At 35.3% G+C, this 19,995-nt stretch carries 20 protein-coding genes; 10 read left to right on the top strand and 10 right to left on the bottom strand.

Annotated features, from left to right (window positions below; all coding sequences use genetic code 11):
* Positions 1-44: 44 nt before the first annotated feature.
* From K0R77_RS14535 to K0R77_RS14505, 7 genes are all read right to left on the bottom strand, one after another.
* A complete protein-coding gene (locus tag K0R77_RS14535) occupies positions 45-476 on the bottom strand; it encodes an Hsp20/alpha crystallin family protein (RefSeq protein ID WP_300353833.1) in 432 nt (143 codons plus the stop codon).
* A gap of 85 nt (positions 477-561) precedes the next feature.
* Positions 562-918 (bottom strand): hypothetical protein, encoded by a 357-nt coding sequence (locus K0R77_RS14530; protein WP_300353830.1) that lies wholly within the window; start codon positions 916-918, stop codon positions 562-564.
* A gap of 79 nt (positions 919-997) precedes the next feature.
* Entirely contained in the window at positions 998-2,050 is a 1,053-nt protein-coding gene (locus K0R77_RS14525) for a response regulator (protein ID WP_300353827.1), read from the bottom strand.
* 21 nt (positions 2,051-2,071) lie between these two features.
* A complete protein-coding gene (locus K0R77_RS14520) occupies positions 2,072-3,265 on the bottom strand; it encodes a PAS domain-containing sensor histidine kinase (protein WP_300353824.1) in 1,194 nt (397 codons plus the stop codon).
* Positions 3,266-3,601: 336 nt separating this feature from the next.
* The gene (locus K0R77_RS14515) at positions 3,602-4,477 is read right to left on the bottom strand and encodes a universal stress protein (protein WP_300353822.1); all 876 of its coding nucleotides are present in this window, start codon (positions 4,475-4,477) and stop codon (positions 3,602-3,604) included.
* Between the two features lie 7 nt (positions 4,478-4,484).
* On the bottom strand, positions 4,485-5,858 hold the full coding sequence (locus K0R77_RS14510; RefSeq protein WP_300353820.1) for a L,D-transpeptidase family protein: 1,374 nt from the start codon (positions 5,856-5,858) through the stop codon (positions 4,485-4,487).
* 104 nt (positions 5,859-5,962) lie between these two features.
* On the bottom strand, positions 5,963-6,898 hold the full coding sequence (locus tag K0R77_RS14505) for a 1-phosphofructokinase family hexose kinase (RefSeq protein WP_300353817.1): 936 nt from the start codon (positions 6,896-6,898) through the stop codon (positions 5,963-5,965).
* Between the two features lie 241 nt (positions 6,899-7,139).
* On the opposite strand from K0R77_RS14505, the gene K0R77_RS14500 reads away from it, so the two are divergent.
* The 5 genes from K0R77_RS14500 (at position 7,140) to K0R77_RS14480 (ending at position 12,041) form a co-directional block, all read left to right on the top strand.
* On the top strand, positions 7,140-7,802 hold the full coding sequence (locus K0R77_RS14500; protein ID WP_300353814.1) for a BON domain-containing protein: 663 nt from the start codon (positions 7,140-7,142) through the stop codon (positions 7,800-7,802).
* A gap of 115 nt (positions 7,803-7,917) precedes the next feature.
* Complete coding sequence (locus tag K0R77_RS14495; RefSeq protein WP_300353812.1) at positions 7,918-8,682, top strand: ABC transporter permease; 765 nt, start codon at positions 7,918-7,920, stop codon at positions 8,680-8,682.
* Entirely contained in the window at positions 8,682-9,461 is a 780-nt protein-coding gene (locus K0R77_RS14490; RefSeq protein WP_300353809.1) for an ABC transporter ATP-binding protein, read from the top strand. The genes K0R77_RS14495 and K0R77_RS14490 overlap by 1 nt, the downstream gene beginning before the upstream one ends.
* A gap of 12 nt (positions 9,462-9,473) precedes the next feature.
* Positions 9,474-10,532 carry an MlaD family protein gene (locus K0R77_RS14485; RefSeq protein ID WP_300353806.1) on the top strand — a complete coding sequence of 353 codons (1,059 nt, stop codon included), beginning with the start codon at positions 9,474-9,476 and terminating at the stop codon, positions 10,530-10,532.
* Positions 10,533-10,577: 45 nt separating this feature from the next.
* Positions 10,578-12,041 carry a DASS family sodium-coupled anion symporter gene (locus tag K0R77_RS14480; protein WP_300353803.1) on the top strand — a complete coding sequence of 488 codons (1,464 nt, stop codon included), beginning with the start codon at positions 10,578-10,580 and terminating at the stop codon, positions 12,039-12,041.
* 20 nt (positions 12,042-12,061) lie between these two features.
* Here the strand turns inward: K0R77_RS14480 and K0R77_RS14475 are convergent, their stop codons facing one another.
* Both K0R77_RS14475 and K0R77_RS14470 read right to left on the bottom strand, forming a co-directional pair.
* Positions 12,062-12,619, bottom strand: a complete 558-nt coding sequence (locus tag K0R77_RS14475; RefSeq protein WP_300353799.1) for an inorganic diphosphatase — start codon at positions 12,617-12,619, stop codon at positions 12,062-12,064.
* A 99-nt stretch (positions 12,620-12,718) separates the two neighbouring features.
* Positions 12,719-15,220, bottom strand: a complete 2,502-nt coding sequence (locus K0R77_RS14470; RefSeq protein WP_300353796.1) for a cation-translocating P-type ATPase — start codon at positions 15,218-15,220, stop codon at positions 12,719-12,721.
* Positions 15,221-15,503: 283 nt separating this feature from the next.
* Here K0R77_RS14470 and K0R77_RS14465 point away from each other — a divergent pair, with 283 nt between their 5' ends.
* From K0R77_RS14465 to K0R77_RS14445, 5 genes are all read left to right on the top strand, one after another.
* A complete protein-coding gene (locus K0R77_RS14465) occupies positions 15,504-15,887 on the top strand; it encodes a hypothetical protein (protein ID WP_300353793.1) in 384 nt (127 codons plus the stop codon).
* Positions 15,888-16,009: 122 nt separating this feature from the next.
* Entirely contained in the window at positions 16,010-16,453 is a 444-nt protein-coding gene (locus K0R77_RS14460; RefSeq protein ID WP_300353791.1) for a thioredoxin family protein, read from the top strand.
* 10 nt (positions 16,454-16,463) lie between these two features.
* The gene (locus K0R77_RS14455; RefSeq protein WP_300353914.1) at positions 16,464-17,390 is read left to right on the top strand and encodes an FAD:protein FMN transferase; all 927 of its coding nucleotides are present in this window, start codon (positions 16,464-16,466) and stop codon (positions 17,388-17,390) included.
* A gap of 43 nt (positions 17,391-17,433) precedes the next feature.
* Complete coding sequence (locus K0R77_RS14450; protein ID WP_300353789.1) at positions 17,434-17,661, top strand: DUF4266 domain-containing protein; 228 nt, start codon at positions 17,434-17,436, stop codon at positions 17,659-17,661.
* A 30-nt stretch (positions 17,662-17,691) separates the two neighbouring features.
* Entirely contained in the window at positions 17,692-18,861 is a 1,170-nt protein-coding gene (locus K0R77_RS14445; protein WP_300353787.1) for a DUF3570 domain-containing protein, read from the top strand.
* Between the two features lie 183 nt (positions 18,862-19,044).
* On the opposite strand, the gene K0R77_RS14440 is transcribed toward K0R77_RS14445, so the two are convergent.
* Positions 19,045-19,917 carry a glycerophosphodiester phosphodiesterase family protein gene (locus K0R77_RS14440; protein ID WP_300353784.1) on the bottom strand — a complete coding sequence of 291 codons (873 nt, stop codon included), beginning with the start codon at positions 19,915-19,917 and terminating at the stop codon, positions 19,045-19,047.
* Positions 19,918-19,995 lie beyond the last annotated feature (78 nt).

Genomic DNA, 19,995 nt, shown 5'->3' with positions numbered 1-19,995 from the left:
TCTTAAAATGCGCAACAGGTTTTATGAATTAATACTAAAAAATTTTAGCGTATTTTGATCTCTTTTACTTCTTTTTTATCCAGATTAGTTTTACTGATCGTAATATTTAACAATCCGTTTTTATAATTGGCTTTTATATGACCCAAAGTGATGTTTTCTGGTAAACGGAAACTGCGGACAAATGAGGAAGCTGAAAATTCTTTTCTTACATAATTTTCTTTTTCTTCTTTTTTCTCTGCACTGGTTTCAGCACTGATGATCAGTGATCCGTCTTCCACAGCTACATGGAAATCTTTTTTCTTAAATCCCGGAGCTGAAACTTTTATCTTATAGACACCATTTTTATCAACAATATTAACTGTTGGCTCCACTTTAACCGACTGATTAACAAGATCATCATTCTTCCAGAAATCTTCTACCAGAGATTCTAATAATTGAGATTGATTCGTTGGATTGGTTTTTTCTAAAGTTTTCATAATAAAATTATTTTAAGGTTTATACTCCAAAGGTATAATGGAAATAATTTTTAAATCATGACTGTCGTTGCGTTTTGAAATGATACTAATCACTTTTTTCCCAAGCATCGAGGATTTCAATTATTGAGGAAATGGCTAATTTTGAGTCTGGAACGGTAATGTATTTCAATCCGGAATCCTGAATTATTGATACATCAACGGGAACATGTTCCTGGAATCTGAATATAAAATATTTGATCCCATAGGATATAAGTTTCAAAATAAGGTTATTTGAAACCGGGTTTTCCTGATCAATGATTATGGCAGTATCTTTTGCTTCTGCAAAATGGACTGTAGCTTCACTTAAAGGATCTACTATAATCGTAATTTTATGTTTTTTACGATTAGCCAAAGCAAGAAGCTTTTTATCTTCCTGGCTGATATGATAAACGATGACTTTCATACTATCTGTTCAATCTCCAAATGTATTGAACTGTATTGAACTGACAAATGCATGAAATCATTATAAAAAGTGATAGAGATTAGTTTTTAAGCTTTTGAAGTCTTAGAACATCAAGTATGGTAATCTTTCCGGCACTTCTGTCTATTAATTTTTCTTCTTTAAAATCACTGAGAATTCTGCTTACCGTTTCGATAGCCATTCCAGCCATAGAAGCGAGGTTTTCTCTTGAAATTTCAAAATTGTCGGTGTGAGGATGTTTTGCATGGAGTTTAAGTAGGACCTCTGCCATTCTTTTTCTTACAGAAAAATAAGCAAGCTGCAATAACTGTTCTTCGTGAGTAATAACATTCTGGGCAAGAATTTTGATGAATTTTTCAGCTATATCGGGATATTTATATAGTAACTGGTCTATTACTTCTCTGGGAACTGAGCATAAGGTAGCATCCTCCAATACTTCAGCTGTCTCTTTATATTCTTTTCCTGCAAATAATGAGGTGATTCCAAAATATTCTTCCGGGCTGTAGACTCCCGTCATGAGTTCTTTTCCATCTTCGGTCATTTTTGTTGTTTTCACTGAGCCTGATATAATAAGATAAACCGCATTCGCAGTGTCACCCTCGTAGTATATAATCTGCTTTTTTTTAAAGAACTTCACTTTTCGTTCATCAAAAGCTTTCTTTAATTCATCAAGTCCGTGTGAACCATGAAATAAATTTGTCATTTGTGTAAGAATATTGCTGTAAAGACTTTTCTGACGTTCTTTCTTTTTCAATCGGCTTTCAATAGCACTGAGGAGTTCTATATCATCAAAAGGCTTGGTAAGGTAATCATCTGCACCCATTTCTATTCCTTTTCGGACTTCTACCCGTTCCGTTTTTGCCGTTATAAAAATAAAAGGAATAAGCGCAGTATCCTCTCTTTTGCTTAAAAGATGCAAAACCCCATACCCGTCAAGTTCCGGCATCATAATATCACATAATATCACATCCGGGATATGTTTAATGGCCAGATCAACTCCCTGTTTACCATTAGAAGCCTGAAATACTTCATAACTGGCAAGTTCAAGAATTTCTGATGTGCTTTCGCGGATATCGTCATTATCTTCGATTATCAATATGCGTGTTTTTTCCATTGGAACTAAATTGGAGTATTATTAAACTAATTTTTTCTGAAATGATAAGGTAAACTCGGTGCCCTCACCTGATTTACTTTCAAAATGAATCTTACCATGCATGAGATTTACATACCGCTGCACAATATTGAGCCCTAATCCTGTTCCGGGAATATTTCCTGTATTATGGGCTCTGAAAAATGGCTGAAAAAGGCCAGATTGGTCTTCTTCAGGTATTCCTATTCCATTATCTTTTACTGAAAACACATATTGATCTTCACTTATTGCCGTAGAGAATTCAATCAACGTACGCTCTCCTGAATATTTAATAGCATTGCTTATTAAATTCATTAAACAATTCCTTAATAGATTTTGATCCAGATTTACATCATTTTCCGATCCGGTATGCTGGTAAATAATAATTTGATCTTCTTTGGTGATGAGCTGCATTTCTTCTGTAAGTTCTTCTGAAAACTTAACAATATCAAATGAGTCATAATGAGGTTTTACAATTCCGGTATCCAATTTTTCTAAGGAAAGAAAATCATTGAGGATGGAATTCAGACTCCCAATTGCCGTTTTAATTTTATGGAGATGTTTTAATATTTGAAGATTATCGGAAGTTTGCAGATATTTTTCAATAAGTACAGCAGAAAGCTGCATAGAACTTAAAGGGGTACGAAACTCGTGCGATGCCATTGATACAAAACGGCTTTTCATACGGTTCAGCGCTTTTTCTTTTTCCAGAGATACATTCGCTTCTTCTTTTGCCACCTCCAATTCGTGAAGCATTTTTTTCAGCGATTTTGTACGGTTTTCAACTAATTCTTCAAGCTCGATCGTATATTTTTTAAGAAATTCTTCTGCTTCTTTTTCTTTTGAAAGATCATGGATAAAACCTGTATAAATTACCCTGTCCTGATATTGCACTTCACTTACGGCAAGCCTGAAGGGAAATCGGGATCCATCTTTTCTTAATCCTTTTACTTCCCTGCCCTTTCCGATTATCTTTTTTTCGCCGGTATTTTGATAACTAAGCAAATAACCATCATGTCTGCTTTTATCCGGTTCCGGCATCAGTACTGAAATATTTCTGCCTGTTAATTCTTCTTTTTTATACCCAAATATTTTTAGCGCAGAGGGATTCATACTTTCTATTCTCCCTCTATTATCAATGGTAATAATACCATCAATTGCTGTTTCTATAATAGCATGCAAAAGTTTAGTATCTTCCATATATTAAATCATCATATAAAGTTATGAGTTTTAATACAAATAATAGTATGTGAATGTAAAAAAAATTGAATATCCGTTTTTCAACCTAAACTATTTTAAGTAACGAAAAACTTTGTGGTCTTTGTTAAGTTTTACGCCTTTGTGTAACTTAAAAGCAGTTAGTAGTTAAAAAACCTTTGCGAACTTTGTGTTAAAATTAATTTTAGGTATTAAAACGGACAATCAATAAAAAAATGTTAAATTATAATTAATTATTCTCAATAAAACAAGAATAAAAAAATTGAAATCTAAAATAAAATTCCCCGAGATAGAGCCCCCGAGGAATTTTATTTTAGATTAAAAAAACAAATGATCAGTTTCCGGAATGATCAATAGTGGAATTTCTAACTCTGCAGCCTGTCTTGCAGCATGACTGCTTTTAGTAAATCTTTCGAGAAAACTTCTGTGGTCATGTCCCATTGCCAAGATGTCAATGTCTTTATTTTTCAGAATATCTAAACCGTAATCTATATTTTCGCTGTAAATACAGTTATAACAAACTTTACCATCCAGAGCCTTTAAAAACACTTCTTTTTTATGTTCATAAGAAGTATCCTGAATCACATCATTATTACTCTGAATAATATGGGTAATTAAAAGTTCGGCATCAAAATATTGGGCAAACTTAATCAAAGATTGAGCAATTTTTATATCTTTTTTGTTCAGATCTGTTGCAAAAGCGATCTTTTTTATTCCCTTAAATTTATGATTTTGAGGAATTAACAGGAGTGGATATTGTGTATTTTCAATCATTTTAAGACTGTTGCTTCCAAAAATAAACCGGGCAAGCATTCCGGCTCCCTGCATCCCCATTACAATGAGCAATGTTTTATTATTGGCTGCTGTATTATTTATTAACTGTACAACATCACCTCCCTCGCAAGAATAGTATATCGACGGATGATAAGGAAAAGCTTCATCTCCCCATAAAGTTTTCTCTTTATCTTCAAGTACTTTTACCAGTTTTTTCATCTCCTTACTGTTTTCATCCTGTAAGGCCGGATATTCATATAAAGCCCAAGCGGTCTGCCCAAGCATAGGGCTATCAACCGGCAGTGCAAATGCATGACACAAATCAACATTACATTTTAGAGCATTAGCCAGATGGAGTGCATACAATGCTGCATTTTTTGCCGGCTTTGAATAGTCTGTAGGTACTACAATCGTTCTCATAATTTTATTATTTATTTTGGTTAAATTTATTTTCGAGTGAATCATCAAAATGGTAAATGTCTTTATACAGTACAGGTTTTCCATCTTTTATTAAGCAAGTCAGATAAGTAATAATGATGGGAACCGGCTGCTTTAATACAAAATCTTTTCTTTGGTAATCAGCCATTGCATTTTCTAAAATGGGAATCTTATTTTCGGAGCCATCATTTTTTAAAAGGAGAGATGCGAGTTCTTTAGCATTTTCAACACGAATGCATCCATGACTGAAAGCTCTTTCATCTTTATTAAACAATTGTTTCTGAGAAGTATCATGGAGATATACTCCATAAGAGTTCTCAAATCTAAAAACCACTGCTCCTAATGCATTATCACATCCTGATGATTGTCTGACACTATATTTATAAGGATTTTGACGGATCTCTTTTAATTTTGACGAAGTTATTTCGACTTCATTACCTTGTTTATCGTAAACTGAATAATGATGATCTGTTAAATAACTTTTGTTTTTTAAAATTTTTGGAAGCATTTCTTTTACGAAAATACTTTGGGGAACTTTCCAGTCAGGGGCTGTTGTAAAATAATTAATACTGCTTTTCAAAACCGGTGTTTTGGTAGTTGGCTTTCCAATAATTACTTTAAAATCAGACACAGTGCCCTTTTGATGAAATTCTAATGTATAAGAAGGAATATTTACCAGAATATATGTCGTATCTTCTGTATCGACCCATCGTAAACGCTCCATATTAATCACTATTTTTTCCATTTCTGGACGAGAATCCATACAATCATTTTCTGCATAGACTGTATTCAAATAATCCTGAAAATCTGTATAAGCTTTAATCTTAGGCTGAACATCAAGGATTGCCTTAAGAAAATCTTTTTGCTGTCTTGCATATAACAATATATTCTCTGAGCGAAATCCATTAATATCGTTGATATCAATAAACGATGAGGTGTACGAAGGATTGTATTTTCCAAAATGCAGATTATTGATGAAAGTAATAAGAGCATCGGTCATCAGAATATCGAACACCGCTTGTTCTTTCTGATTTATTTCAGCAGAAGTATCTCTCAATTTTCTTAAATTCTCTAACGAAAGAGTTTCCGGATGATAATCAGATAAAGGCAATCCGAATCGATAAGAATACTCCAGCAACAACATTGCTATTTCTGGCTGATCTGATTTTTTGTTACTATTTATCCAGGCATATTCAGAATTATTTTTGGCATAAAACTGAATGACCGATTTTGGATAATGTAGTTTCGAAAGAGTAATGTTGTCTTTAAGTGAAGAAGCAATCTCATTAGTCATTTTCAAATCCTGAGCCCGTGTGATCATTGCACAGCAAAGAATAATTGTGAAGGTTAAAAGAGCTTTCATAATCTTGAATTATGTAGCAAATCTCCAAATTATAGCGGTTTCAAATAATGACTGCGGTCACTTAAAAAAATGATATAATGTTTATTAGTTTTTTAAATTAATAATTATAATTTCCAAATTTCATCGAATAAACGCTCTACATTTTCCTTTATAAAAAGCCCTGTTCCTTCAGCCATTGTAGTGGCAGATCCACACGCGATTCCCATGGAAAGGACTTTTTTATAATCTCCTCCTTTTACCAAAACAGAAACCATTCCGGCAACCATGCTGTCTCCGGCACCAACAGTGCTTTTCACTTCTACAGGCGGTGCCTCAATCTTAATTTTTTCGTTTGCTGAAAATAAAACAGCTCCTTGAGAACCCAATGACACTACTACAACCTCAGCTTTACCCTGCGAAATTATAAGCTGGGCAGCTTGATCTACATCATCTTCTTCCAGCTTATCTTTTCCCACTAAAATCGCAAGCTCCCCTATATTGGGTTTTAATATGAATACACCTTCTTCTACCGCTGTTTTCAGAGCCTCTCCAGATGTATCAATAACCACTTTACTACCCTTTGACTTACACATATTAACAAGTTGTTTCATAAAATTTGGATCAGTTTCTGCTGGTAAACTGCCACTAATTACTACAAAATCAGGAAACGGATTCACTTCCTCAACTCTATTTAGAATTTCGTTTTGCTCTTCTTTTGTTAAGAGTTCTCCAGGGAACCCAAATCTATATTGCTTATTATTAGAAGTATCTAGGACAGTGAAATTTTCCCTGGTTTCTGCTGTAACATAGAAAGGTCTTATATTCACCTGTTCGTCTTGAAGCAAACTTTCCAGTAACTTGCCGGTTCTGCCTCCTGAAGTAAAAAAGGCATCTGAATTTACTCCTAATCTTTTTAGGGCTCGAGATACATTAATTCCACCACCTCCAGCCTCATACTTAGGAGGATTACAACGTAATTTTTTTTCTGGAATTATATTTGAAACACTGCTGCTCTTGTCTACGGACGGGTTCAGTGTGATTGTTAAAACAGATTTTTTCATTTCTTAATTTTTAGAATACTATAGAATTATAATAGGTCTAATAGCCCACAAATCCGTTGGACACATCCAAATGTTAGTAACAACGGACAGCTCAAAAATTATTGATTCTATTATTCAAATTTCAACAATAAACCATACACTGCCAAATATTTAATCTGATCAACATCATATTTCATCGTGATGTTGATCATCTTATCTTCAATAAGGTTTCCTGACCTTTGAAATATAAATTTATAACAAAATGAAAACAAATGCAGAATTACAAAAAGATGTTCAAGACGCCATTAAATGGGAACCCCTACTAAATTCAGCAGAAATCGGAGTTATTGTAAAAAATGGAATCGTAACCCTTACAGGAACTGTAGATAGCTATGCAAAGAAATTACAGGCAGAGCATGCCACAAAAAATGTCTCAGGAGTAAAAATTCTGGTAGAAGATATTGAAGTAAAATTGCCAGATCCCCGGTCAAAAACTGATGTCGAAATTGCCGGTGAAATTATTGCTGCATTTAATGCAAACTCAATTATTCCACAAGAAAAAATAACTGTAAAAGTAGAAAACGGTTGGGTAGATCTGGATGGTGAAGTGTCTTGGGAGTACATAAGGAATATTACAGAAAATGCCGTAAAATATCTTCCCGGCGTCAAAGGTATTTACAATAATATTACCATTAACCCCGAAATCCGGAACACTGTTGAAAAGAAAGATGTAGAGCAGGCTCTTAAAAGAAGCTCAATTGACAGCAGTGAGATCAACGTATCAGTATCCGGAACAACGGTCACATTAACCGGAAACGTACACACCTGGTATCAAAAGGAAGAAGCAGGTCGCATCGTCTGGAAAACTCCCGGTATACAAGATGTAAAAAATGAGTTAACAGTGGATTATGAGTACGATCTATAATTCATTACTAATTCTTAAACGTTCCGGATTGTACATTTTGTCTATCGGCTGAAAATATTTCTGCAAATATCAATAATGGACAACCTAGCTATATGAACATTATAAACATCACATCGTGGAAACCTATTTTAAAAAAAACCTCAGTATTGTAGGCAACATAGCTTCATTCTCCAGCCGCTTTTTTAAAGAAATTTTCAAACCAGGCTTTGAGTTTAAAGAGTTTACACGACAGTGTTTTGTTGTTGGTTATCAGTCATTAGCATTAGTGACCATAACGGGTTTTATCATGGGACTAGTACTCACCATACAGTCGCGTCCTGCTATGGCAAGGTTCGGAGCCGAGTCTATGATCCCCGGTATGGTTTCGCTATCACTGATAAGAGAGATTGCTCCGGTTATTACAGCTTTGATTTGTGCCGGAAGGGTTTCATCAGGAATTGGAGCTGAATTAGGATCCATGAAAGTAACAGAACAAATTGATGCCATGGAAGTTTCAGCGATCAATCCGTATCGGTATCTGGTCGTGACCAGAACCCTCGCTACAACACTAATGATTCCGATTTTAGTACTATATGCCGATCTGATTGGAATCATGGGTGGTTTTATCGGGATCAATATGCACAGCGAAAGTAATGTAGAACATTATTTTTCTAACATATTTGAATCCCTGGAATACACAGATATTTTACCGGCGATCATCAAAACCTTTTTTTTCGGTTTTTTTATCGGGATTATTGGCTGCTATGAAGGCTTTAATGCTTCCGGGGGAACAAAAAGCGTGGGAAAAGCTGCAAATTCAGCTGTAGTCATCGCTTCATTGATGATCTTTATCATTGATTTGATAGCAGTGCAGGTAACTGATCTATTTTTTGAATTGTAATGGAAAATAATAAAAATTTGCTTATCAGGCATGACCAGTCAGCAACCGGTGCATCACTGATAGAATTTAAAAATGTTTACAAATCTTATGGCAGTAATAAGGTGTTGAACGGCATCAGTTTTACCGTTAAAAAAGGAGAAAACCTGGTCATATTAGGAAAATCAGGCTCTGGTAAATCGGTTGCTGTTAAATGCCTTGTTGGTCTTACTAAAGTGGATAAAGGAGAAATATTTATATCTGGAGAAGATATAACAAAGCTCAATGAGGAAGAACTCAACCGGATCCGGATGAAGATTGGTTTTCTGTTTCAAAACGGAGCTTTATATGACTCGATGACCGTCCGGGAGAATTTAATTTTCACATTACAGCATAACCAAAAGAACCTTACTGAACAGGAAATGGAATCTGCTGTTAAAGAAGCATTACAAAACGTAGGACTGGAAGAAGCTATTGATCAATTGCCGGCAGAGCTGTCCGGAGGAATGAGAAAAAGAATAGGACTGGCAAGAGCATTAATCATTAAACCGGAAATTATCATTTATGATGAACCGACCGGAGGTTTAGATACCATCACAGCCCGTGAAATCATTGAGCTCATCCGAAATATCGGACTAAAATATAATACCTCATCCATTATCATAACACACGATTTAACCTGTGCAAAATATACGGGTGACAGAGTCATCGTCCTGAAGGACGGTCTAATAAAAGCAGAAGGCAGCTATAAAGACATAGAAAATAATGCCGATGACTGGGTAAAATCTTTTTTTGAAAAATAAATAAAAACAGCCATGAGCAACGAGTCATCAAACAACTGGAAATTGGGAATTTTTGTCACAGCAGGCATCCTTCTTTTCATAACAGCCATCTACTTTATTGGGGTCAACAGAAATTTGTTTGGCTCTAATTTCGTCTTGCGTTCAGAATTTAAGAATGTCAGTGGATTAAAGCAGGGCAGTAACGTGCGTCTTTCCGGTATCAACATCGGAACGGTCAGTAAAATAGATTTCATTTCAGATTCATTGGTTCTGGTCAGGTTATTAATCAGAAAGGATGTACAAAAATATATTAAAACTGACGCCGTTGCCAGTATAGCATCAGACGGATTAATGGGTGATAAAATTCTTATTATTTCGCCGGGCACCACATCCACAACCATGGTGAAGGATAATGACATGATTGCTTCTTATAAAACCATTGAAATAGATGATCTATTCTCAAGTGTAAAACAAAGTGCCGACAACGCCAAAGCAATTACTGATGAACTTGTCGAGTTCAGTGCTAAAATGAATAACAAGAATAGTTTATTGACAAAAATAATGACTAATAAAGATTTTGCTGCGAGAATAGACAGAACTATAGAAAATCTAGAGATAAGCTCTCAGGAACTGGCAAAATTCACCCCCATACTGAGTAATAAAAACGGAACGGTTGCAAAAATATTTACTGATAAGAAATGGTCCGATAATATTGAAACCAGCATTTCTAATCTACAGAACAGCTCCCGTGAAATCAGTATATTCACCAAAAAACTAAATGATAAAAACAATGTATTTTCTCAATTATCTTCCAACGATTCTTTAGCTCTTTCAATCGAAAAGACACTGCGCAATCTTGAAAAAAGTTCTGATGATCTTATTCAATTTACTTCGAAAATAAATAATGATGAGAATGTGCTATCCAAGCTTACTAATAATCCCAAACTTGGCAGATCCGTTGATTCCACGATTATCAATATCGGGAAAGGTGTCGATGAACTCAGGGAAATAGAAGCCGCCGCGAAGAATAACTTTTTGTTAAGAGGCTATTTTAATAAAAAGAAAAAAGAAACCGAAAAACAAAAAAGATAATTCCTCTTAATCATTCAAAAGTATGATCCATTTATTCTGACCGCCATGCCAACCTACTACAAGATCCACAGAAAAGAAATAGGCCTTGTCATTGGGCTTGTACTCAGTGTGTTGTGCTTTATAACTAATCCTTTTGCATTATCTCATCACGCCAATCAGGTCCTTTCTGTCGCTGTTCTTATGATTGTCTGGTGGATATTTGAAGCGGTGCCTATGGCTGTTACCGCTTTAATACCTCTTGTTTTATTTCCTGCTTTTGGTATTTCTTCCATAAAAAAAGTCGCTGAAAGCTATGCAGATCCAATCGTTTTTTTATTTATGGGAGGTTTTTTCATTGCAATAGCCATCGAAAAATGGAACCTTCACAAAAGAATAGCTCTGGGAATTATAAGAATCACAGGAACCAATGGAAACCGTATCATCCTTGGTTTTATTATGGCAACGGGCTTCCTCAGTTTATGGCTCAGTAATACCGCGACGACCATGATGATGTATCCTTTGGCTATATCGGTCATTCATGTCGTTAAGAATCACAATAAAAATGAAAAAAATACACAAAACTTTTCTTTAGCGCTCCTTCTTTCCATAGCGTATGCCTCCAACTTTGCTCTAGGTACCGTCATTGCTACCCCGCCAAATGTTGCTTATGTGGGATATATTAAAGACAGGTTCAATTACACCATTGGCTTCTCTGACTGGATGATACTGTTTTTGCCGCTGACTTTAGTTTTATTATTAATGCTTTACGGAGTACTTGTCAAAATAATGTACCCTAATAATATTCAACATAATAATGAAGCCTCAAACACGATAAAAAAATCCCAACTTCAGTTGGGAGCAATAAGCAGACCCGAATTGCGGGTCCTGCTGATTTTCATTTTTACCGTTTTATTATGGATTTCAAAGGACCTGTTGAATAATTGGCAAAATTTTGTAATACTGGATGACACGGTTATTGCCCTATTGAGCGCCATTCTTTTATTCTTAATTCCATCCGGTAATAAGAAAAACAGGAAACCTGAAAGATTACTGGTTTGGCGCGATACTCAAAAGATGGCATGGGACATACTGCTGCTATTTGGAGGAGGAATTGCATTGGCCAATGCTCTTGAGGTATCACAATTAGCCAATGAGTTTGCCAACGGACTGGCTTACATTACTACAGGTAATCTGCTTTTAGTTATACTGACAATATCTGCCATTTCTATTTTTTTAAGCGAAGTGATCAGCAATCTGGCTTTAGTCATGATCCTTTCGCCCGTTGTGACTACTTTAGCCCTATCTTTGCATATTGACCCCCTTCTACTTGGAATTCCAATGACATTAAGTGCAAGCTGCTCATCTATGCTTCCTATGGGAACTCCTCCAAATGCAATAATTTTTGCCAGAGGAAACATCAAAATTCAGACGATGATGAAAACAGGATTTGTACTTAACATCATTTGTATCATCATCATTTCGGTGGTATGCTGGTTCTTTATCCCCATGATGCCGGGTCTGAAATTATAAAACCAAAAATCTTATTAAAATTAATCCTCTTTTATTTTAGGTTTAATTTCTTTGATATACATTATCAAACTTTCTTCAATACAAGCGAAAGCTTCTTTCTTGTTTTTGAAACCAAATACCTGTACGGCTTTTCCTTCCAATTTTTTATATTCTTCAAAAAAATTCTGAATCCCATTAAGGGTGTAAGCCGGCAGGTTTTCAATATCATTGATATGCAGTAAGGAGGAATCATTTTCCGCCACGGCTATTATTTTGTGGTCTTTTTTATCCTCATCTGTCATTTCCAGTATTCCTATTACCCTTGCATTAACCAGAGTAAGCGGAACAAGACTTTCCGAACATAAAACCAAAATATCTAGTGGATCTCCGTCACTGTAGTAAGTCTGTGGAATTATCCCATAATTGGCAGGATAATACATAGAAGATAAAAGAATTCTATCTAATCTTATTAATCCTGAGGGCTTGTCAATTTCGTATTTTGTATGGCTGCCACTGGGTATTTCAATAACTGCTGTAACTATTTGCGGCAGATTCTCTCCTGGTGAAACGTCATGCCATGGGTGTTGATTTCCTATCATTGTTTTAATATTAATTGTTTTATTTTCGTGGTTATTAATTTATTCCTGTAAATTTCAAGAATATAGTATTCCTAAAAAATGATGGTCGTCACTATCCTTTTACTTTCCTATTCTTTTTACATATTTATAGATCTCAAACCATAAAACAGAAACCGCTGCGATTAAAACAGTCATCCCCAATTCGCTTATATTGAGTGCCGTTACTTTAAAGAATAGAGAAATTGGCTTTACATATAATATGACTAAAAGCATTATCAATACTGAGGCAGAAATGCCGATAAGTAAAGGATTACGGTTTCTGAAACTTTCCAGCACACTATAAAAGAATGATCGGTTGACAAAACTCAGCGATATGTTGGCAAAGATCAGCGTACTAAATACCATTGCCCTTGTCTTTTCTTCGCTTCCACCGTTTTGAACTGTAAACTGATACGAAAATAGAACTCCGAGAGTAATTACCACGCCCTGAACAATACTGATTCCCAGTTCATTTAAACTTAAAAAAGTATCTCCCATAGCTCTTGGAGGCTGTTTCATTGTGTTTTTTTCCATTGGTTCATTTTCATAAACAATAGAACAAGTCGGTCCCATTACTAACTCGAGGAAAATGACGTGAACAGGAGTAAATATATGAGGAAATATCCATCCCAAAAACAGAGGCAGAGAAACCGTCAGAATAATAGGAATATGAATGGAAATAATGTACTGAATCGCTTTTTTAATATTGGTATAAATTCTTCTTCCTGCAGCAATTCCGACAATCAGTTTTTCTAAATCATCATTCGTAATAACCAGTGCTGCAGCGGATTTGGCAATTTCGGTCCCTTTATTTCCCATTGCGACACCAATGTGGGCAGCTTTTAATGCTGGACCGTCATTAACTCCATCTCCAAGCATCGCTACCACTTCACCTTTCTTTTTCAGGGTATTTACAACTGCAAGCTTCGCATCGGGAAACATTCTGGTAAACAGAACCGTATCCTCTGAAATCTGCATCAATTCTTCTTCAGAACGTCCTATAATATCACTTCCATTGATTGCAGGAGCATCATTTTTAATTCCTGCCTGAAGCGCAATCGCATTCGTTGTATCTGCATTATCACCCGTAATAACTTTTACCTTAATTCCTGCATCATAAATATTTTGAAAGACCTCCTTTATTCCTTTTTTAGGAGGATCATAAAAAACGGTCAGCCCTAAAAATTCAAAATTAAAATCCTGTTGTTTTTTTGGAAAGCTGTTTCCTTCAAAATGAGACTTCGCAACTCCCAATACACGATAACCTCGCTGTCCAAATGTTTTTATAACGTCTCTTATTTTTTCTTTTTCAGGATCTGAAAGCTTGGAAACACTTAAAATAGCTTCGGGAGCACCTTTCGCTGCAATGATTCTGTCTTTATTTCTATTTTCAAAAAGGTGGGTCATCATTGGGGGTTTCCCTTCAAGCGGATATTCGTGAAACATCTGATATTCTTTTCTTACATCATTTTTTTGAGTTTCCAAATATGTTTTATGTAGAGTAATTTCCATCGGGTCAAAAGGGACTGGCTCACTGCTCCACATTGCATAATTAATCAGTTCACTTAAATCATCATTTTTAAATTCCTTTTCTTCATAAATCCTGTCGGAAAGGTAATTATATAAATGTTGAAGCTTCATTGAATTTTCAGTAATAGTCCCTGTTTTATCAGTGCAGATAACCGTGGTACTTCCCAACGTTTCCACAATGCTGCTCCGCTTAATAATAATTCCCTGACGCATCAGTTTCCAGGCACCTAAAGCCATAAAAGTTGTAAATGCAACAGGAATTTCTTCGGGAAGTACAGACATTGCCAATGTTAATCCACTAAGAAGGCTCATTACCAAATCTCCGGTTTTGATATAACTGAAGATACAAACCATTAGAAAAATAACGATCCCAATAACTGCCATCCATTTTACAAACTTCCGGATCTGGATCTGCAATGGCGAAATTTCTTCTTTTATATTCAGTATTGATTCTCCAATTTTACCGACACGTGTTTCTTTTCCTATTTTTTGTACCTTAAAAACAGCCAACCCCGAAACCGTCACAGTTCCGCTGTATACGAGATTATCCTCCGAGTTGCTGTCCTTGAAAACCGAAAAGCTTTCTCCCGTAAGTGAGGATTCATTAACGGAAAAATCATTGCTATGCAAAATCTTTCCATCAGCATTTATAATTCTACCCTCCTCGGTAATGCATAAATCACCTACCACAATCTCATGTGTCGGAATTTCTACTGCCTCTGAGTTTCTGATAACCGTACTTAAAGGTTCGTTGAGTTTTTCAAGTTCTTCCAACGCTTTTTTACTGCGGTTATCCTGATAAAAGGATATTGCAGTCACCGCTACAATTGCCACAAACATAAAAGCAGCCTCACCATAATCTCCCACAATCACATAAATGATTGAAATAATGATCAGTAAAATCAGCATCGGTTCTTTTAAAATACCAATGAGCAAATCAAACCAAGTGTTTTTATGGATAGCTTCCAACCGATTATATCCATATCGTTGTCTGGAAGCTTTCACTTCATCGCTGGTGAGACCAGTAAGATTTTCGGGTAAGTTGTAAGACATATCAAATAAATAGGTTATCTAAAAATAAGCAATTAATTATATACAAATGGCATTTCCCTGCCTGACCAGTATCATGTTTCATCGTGATAGATCTCATAAAGTTTTTGGAATTTTGATTGATAAATTATGATAATGAAAACAAATGTTCTGTAAAAACATCTTCAATATGAAGTTTTGCACGAAGTTCTTTTCCAAAATACTTTAAAAAAGGAAAAACCAGGGGTTACAATTTAGTTCTTAATTTAAATCCATTCTAACCAAAACATTTCATAATTTTGATTAAGTGAAAAAGTTGATTTCAATATTGCTGTTATCTTTATATTTGGTTTCCACAACCGAGTTATATCAGCTATTGAAAATCCCCGATTTGATAGAACATTATTGTGAGCACAAAGCTTTGAATCCGGAAATGTCTCTCACTGCGTTTCTGAAAACGCACTATGATCATCCGGTTAAAGACGGAGATTATGGCAAAGACCAAAAATTACCGTTCATCATTCATTCAGCACCTCTTGCATTGTTTTTTACTATTGAGCCGGGATTCCGTTTTGAAATTAAAAATGAGAGTTTCAGACAGGTCAGATCTCACAAAATTCCTTCTTATGACGAAAACTTTTGCTATAAAGGTTTTATAAATTCTGTTTGGGAGCCACCAAGATATTCTTAATCATAATTATATGTCATTACATTTGATCATGATCTGATTAAACGATGACTTCTTTATAAAGTTGATGACCAGCTTTATACATTTTCCCTATATCAATACAAATCATTATAAAATTTTAGATAATGAGAACATTACTTTTAAGCCTGACAATGGCTATGCTTTCAATTATGGCACAAGCTCAAAACCGTTTTGAGAATGCTAAAAAACAGGCAACAGAAAGCAAAGAACTGATTTTGCTCAATTTTTCCGGTTCAGACTGGTGCATTCCGTGCATTAAGCTTCATAAAAACATTATCGAAACTGAAGATTTCAAAAAGTTGGAAACCGAAAATATAATTGTCTACATCAACGCAGATTTTCCACGAAATAAGAAGAATCAGCTTTCTCCCGAATTAAAAAAAGAAAATACCTCACTTGCAGATCAATATAATTCGAAAGGACTGTTTCCTTACACACTTTTATTGAATTCTGAAGGAAAAGTACTGAAAAGCTGGGAAGGTCTCCCTTCTGAAAACGCTTTGGCTTTCAGCAGGGAGATCAGAGAAATCAAAGAAAATCAAAAATAGCAAGAGAATGATGTTAAGAGAATTCAAAAGACCCCAGAAATTAATGGGAAATGCTTTTGAAATTACCGTTGTCAACAATGAAGAAAAGACTGCGCAACATCATATCGACGCAGCCGTTGACGAAATCCGGAGAATTGAAAAATTACTGACGACTTTCAATGAAGAAAGTCAGACCAACCTCATCAATCAAAATGCAGGAATACAACCTGTAAAAGTTGACCTGGAAGTTTTTGATTTAATTGAAAGAAGTCTGAGAATCAGCAATATTACAGACGGATATTTTGACATTTCTTATGGCGGAATCGATAAAAGTTTCTGGAATTTCGACCGTGAAATGAAACGGCTTCCTGATCCCGAATTAATCAAAGAACATTTGAAGTTGGTCAATTATCAGAATATTCTGCTGAATCGTGAAAGCCAGACCGTATTTCTGAAAGAAAAAGGAATGAGGATCGGTTTCGGAGGAATCGGAAAAGGGTATGCAGCGGAAATGGCAAAAAGACTTCTCCAGAAAAGAGGCGTCGTTTCGGGAATTGTAAACGCTTCCGGCGATTTGACGACTTGGGGAAATCAGGCAAACGGAAAACCGTGGACGATCGGAATTGCCGATCCCGATAATGCAAAACAGCCGTTCTCATATATGAACATCACCGATATGTCCATCGCTACCTCAGGAAATTATGAAAAGTTTGTGGTCATCAACGGTAAAAAATATTCTCATACCATCAACCCAAAAACAGGAATGCCGGTTTCGGGTATAAAAAGTGTTACGATTTTTTGTCCCAATGCAGAAATTGCCGATGCCATGGCAACTCCCGTAAGTATTATGGGAATCGATTCTGCGCTCAATATGGTGAATCAGATCAATCATCTGGAATGCATCATCATCGATGATCAGAACAAAATATATTCATCTCAAAACATTAATTTAAAATGAATCCATGATTGGATTTTAAATTTTAAAAACAAATTTAATTCAAATGAAAAATTTCATAAAAATAACCACAGCAATTTGCTTTTTAGTAACCATCGCTTCTGTACAATCCTGTACAACCGTAAAAGAATACGAAAAAAACAAATTAAACGATGCTGAAATGGTTCTTGGGAACAGAACTATAGAAAAAACCGAGCTGAACTTTCAGTCTTATAGAGAAGGTTCCTCGGGAGCCAATGCAGGAAAAGTTGGCGGAGGTTGCGGATGCAATTAGATTAATAATTACTAAAAACTTGAAATTAAAATGAAAAAAGTAATTATTAGCATTATCACTCTTTTTGGATTCTTCAATGTTCAGGCACAGGAAAATACGAATAGTGAGCCTTCTAAAAAGCTAAGTCTGGATGAGATTAATCTTGTATCAAGCTATTACAAACAGGACGGGAACAATTCGGCGGTAACAGGCGGAGTTGGAACTGAGAAATTAACAGACATTTCCAATACCATAGATGTAACAATGGTGAAATACGATAAAAAACTAAGAAAAAACAAATTTGATTTTAGTGTAGGAATCGATCACTACACTTCTGCCTCTTCCGATATGATCGATCTGAAAGCCAATTCATCAGCATCTCGTTCAGATAACAGGATTTATCCAACATTGAACTGGAGCCGTGAAAACGAAAATAAAGGAACTACTTTAATGGCCGGTGTTTCGTTTTCTTCAGAATATGATTACCAGTCTTATGGTGCCAATATTGGCTTTGCGAAAAAAACGCCTGACAAAATGGGAGAATTTACAGCAAAATTCCAAGCTTATTTAGATCAGGTAAAACTGATTGCTCCAATAGAACTGCGAACCGGAGACAATAACGGAACAAGCGGCAGAAATACTTTTGCCTTATCTCTCTCCTATTCACAAATTATCAATCAGAATTTTCAGGTTGAGTTTTTGGCAGACGGTATTCAACAGACAGGGTATTTGAGTTTACCTTTCCATCGTGTTTATTTTACCGACAATTCTGTTCATCAGGAAGCTTTACCGGATAAAAGGTTTAAAATTCCTTTGGGAGTGCGCGCCAATTATTTTTTAGGGGACAAATTTATTGTAAGAGCTTATTACCGCTATTATACTGATGATTGGGGCTTAAAATCCAATACGTTCAGTTTAGAAACACCTGTCAAAATCTCTCCATTTCTTTCGGTGAGTCCTTTTTACAGATACTATTCTCAGACTGCGGCTAAATATTTTGCGCCTTACCAGCAACACACTGCTTTTGATGATTTTTACACCAGTAATTACGACCTATCGAAATTCGACAGCCATTTTTACGGAGCAGGAATCCGCATCAGTCCGAAGAATGGATTATTTGGCGTCGAACGTCTCAATATGCTGGAAATCCGATACGGGCATTACACCAAATCTGTGGGTATGAAGTCTGATATCATTTCGCTAAATTTAAGATTTAAATAAATCAGATTAATTTTGACTTGTCAGATTCTATTGGCAAGTCAATTTTTTTAAATTTAAAAAATGGCGACAATATATTTAAATGATTAAACTTAATTACATACCCGTAATTTCGGTTTTTCTTTATAGTTGGTACATTCAAATATATTATCACCTCAATTTAAAGACATCACATATTTCCCAAACTTATAAGTATAGATTTTTTGATTTCAAATATTTAATCAACTCCATGGGGCGATCTGTCTGAATAATATTGACACCCTTCTGCAAATACCAATCATAAACATTCGGGTTGTCTAAAACTTTGTCATCATTATTTCCTGCATTGTGATGAGGCCACAGTGAGTTTACCCAAATTTTGACCTTCTTCTCTTTTAATTTTTTAAAATCAATCAAATTATTTTCTGTAGATCCGATGGTAAATTCAAAACCGTAAACCTTATAATTTTTAAGATATTCTGAGATATTCTTAAGATCTTTTTCGTCCCCCAATTTTATGATCGGCATATAATGAATATCTTTTTTAATGTCTCCGTATTTTCTGTTGAACTCAGTATAGGATTCATGACCTTTAAACAAAATTTGATCAAGCATATTTCGCTTTTTTATCAGGGGATAAACCTGTTTGATATAGTCAAAACCTTTGTCCAGATTCAGAAGGATTTTTCCGTCACTAAGAACCAGAATTTCTTCCAAAGTCGGAACTTTCATTTGTGTTTCTACTCCTAAACCGTCTCTTAGATTGAGTTTTTTAATTTCTTCCAGAGTAAAGTCTGATGGTTTTCCTCTTCCGGTAGTCGTTCTGTCAATAGTATTGTCGTGCATTAAAATCAAGATACTGTCTTTGGTCATAGCAAGATCTATTTCTGCCATATCTACTCCTTTTTCAATAGCTTTTTTAACTGCCCAGACAGAATTTTCAGGAGCCTCTCTCCAGTCACCACGATGAGCAACTACCATTACTTTATCATCAGGGAATTTAGACAATGACACTTCATTTTTCTGTGCTGTCAGAAGCAATGAAGCCACAAAGAACAATAGGATCGTTAATTTGAACATATTTTTTAAATTTTAAAGTATTGATTGATTTTGAAAGTCTCACCCCGAGAAAGTAAGTGTAAAAAAATTTAATTCTGA

The organism is Chryseobacterium sp., from assembly GCF_029240215.1.
Lineage (GTDB): Bacteria > Bacteroidota > Bacteroidia > Flavobacteriales > Weeksellaceae > Chryseobacterium.
This window is presented reverse-complemented; position numbering and strand designations above follow the sequence as displayed.

What these genes read in the sequence shown, in the direction of transcription:
- K0R77_RS14520 (WP_300353824.1), bottom strand. Translation starts at nt 3,265, where the DNA reads ATGGAAGATACTAAACTTTTGCATGCTATTATAGAAACAGCAATTGAT.
- K0R77_RS14510 (WP_300353820.1), bottom strand. Translation starts at nt 5,858, where the DNA reads ATGAAAGCTCTTTTAACCTTCACAATTATTCTTTGCTGTGCAATGATC.
- K0R77_RS14535 (WP_300353833.1), bottom strand. Translation starts at nt 476, where the DNA reads ATGAAAACTTTAGAAAAAACCAATCCAACGAATCAATCTCAATTATTA.
- K0R77_RS14475 (WP_300353799.1), bottom strand. Translation starts at nt 12,619, where the DNA reads ATGATAGGAAATCAACACCCATGGCATGACGTTTCACCAGGAGAGAAT.
- K0R77_RS14445 (WP_300353787.1), top strand. Translation starts at nt 17,692, where the DNA reads ATGAAAAAAGTAATTATTAGCATTATCACTCTTTTTGGATTCTTCAAT.
- K0R77_RS14470 (WP_300353796.1), bottom strand. Translation starts at nt 15,220, where the DNA reads ATGTCTTACAACTTACCCGAAAATCTTACTGGTCTCACCAGCGATGAA.
- K0R77_RS14455 (WP_300353914.1), top strand. Translation starts at nt 16,464, where the DNA reads ATGTTAAGAGAATTCAAAAGACCCCAGAAATTAATGGGAAATGCTTTT.
- K0R77_RS14505 (WP_300353817.1), bottom strand. Translation starts at nt 6,898, where the DNA reads ATGAAAAAATCTGTTTTAACAATCACACTGAACCCGTCCGTAGACAAG.
- K0R77_RS14490 (WP_300353809.1), top strand. Translation starts at nt 8,682, where the DNA reads ATGGAAAATAATAAAAATTTGCTTATCAGGCATGACCAGTCAGCAACC.
- K0R77_RS14515 (WP_300353822.1), bottom strand. Translation starts at nt 4,477, where the DNA reads ATGAGAACGATTGTAGTACCTACAGACTATTCAAAGCCGGCAAAAAAT.
- K0R77_RS14530 (WP_300353830.1), bottom strand. Translation starts at nt 918, where the DNA reads ATGAAAGTCATCGTTTATCATATCAGCCAGGAAGATAAAAAGCTTCTT.
- K0R77_RS14450 (WP_300353789.1), top strand. Translation starts at nt 17,434, where the DNA reads ATGAAAAATTTCATAAAAATAACCACAGCAATTTGCTTTTTAGTAACC.
- K0R77_RS14485 (WP_300353806.1), top strand. Translation starts at nt 9,474, where the DNA reads ATGAGCAACGAGTCATCAAACAACTGGAAATTGGGAATTTTTGTCACA.
- K0R77_RS14460 (WP_300353791.1), top strand. Translation starts at nt 16,010, where the DNA reads ATGAGAACATTACTTTTAAGCCTGACAATGGCTATGCTTTCAATTATG.
- K0R77_RS14525 (WP_300353827.1), bottom strand. Translation starts at nt 2,050, where the DNA reads ATGGAAAAAACACGCATATTGATAATCGAAGATAATGACGATATCCGC.
- K0R77_RS14440 (WP_300353784.1), bottom strand. Translation starts at nt 19,917, where the DNA reads ATGTTCAAATTAACGATCCTATTGTTCTTTGTGGCTTCATTGCTTCTG.
- K0R77_RS14500 (WP_300353814.1), top strand. Translation starts at nt 7,140, where the DNA reads ATGAAAACAAATGCAGAATTACAAAAAGATGTTCAAGACGCCATTAAA.
- K0R77_RS14480 (WP_300353803.1), top strand. Translation starts at nt 10,578, where the DNA reads ATGCCAACCTACTACAAGATCCACAGAAAAGAAATAGGCCTTGTCATT.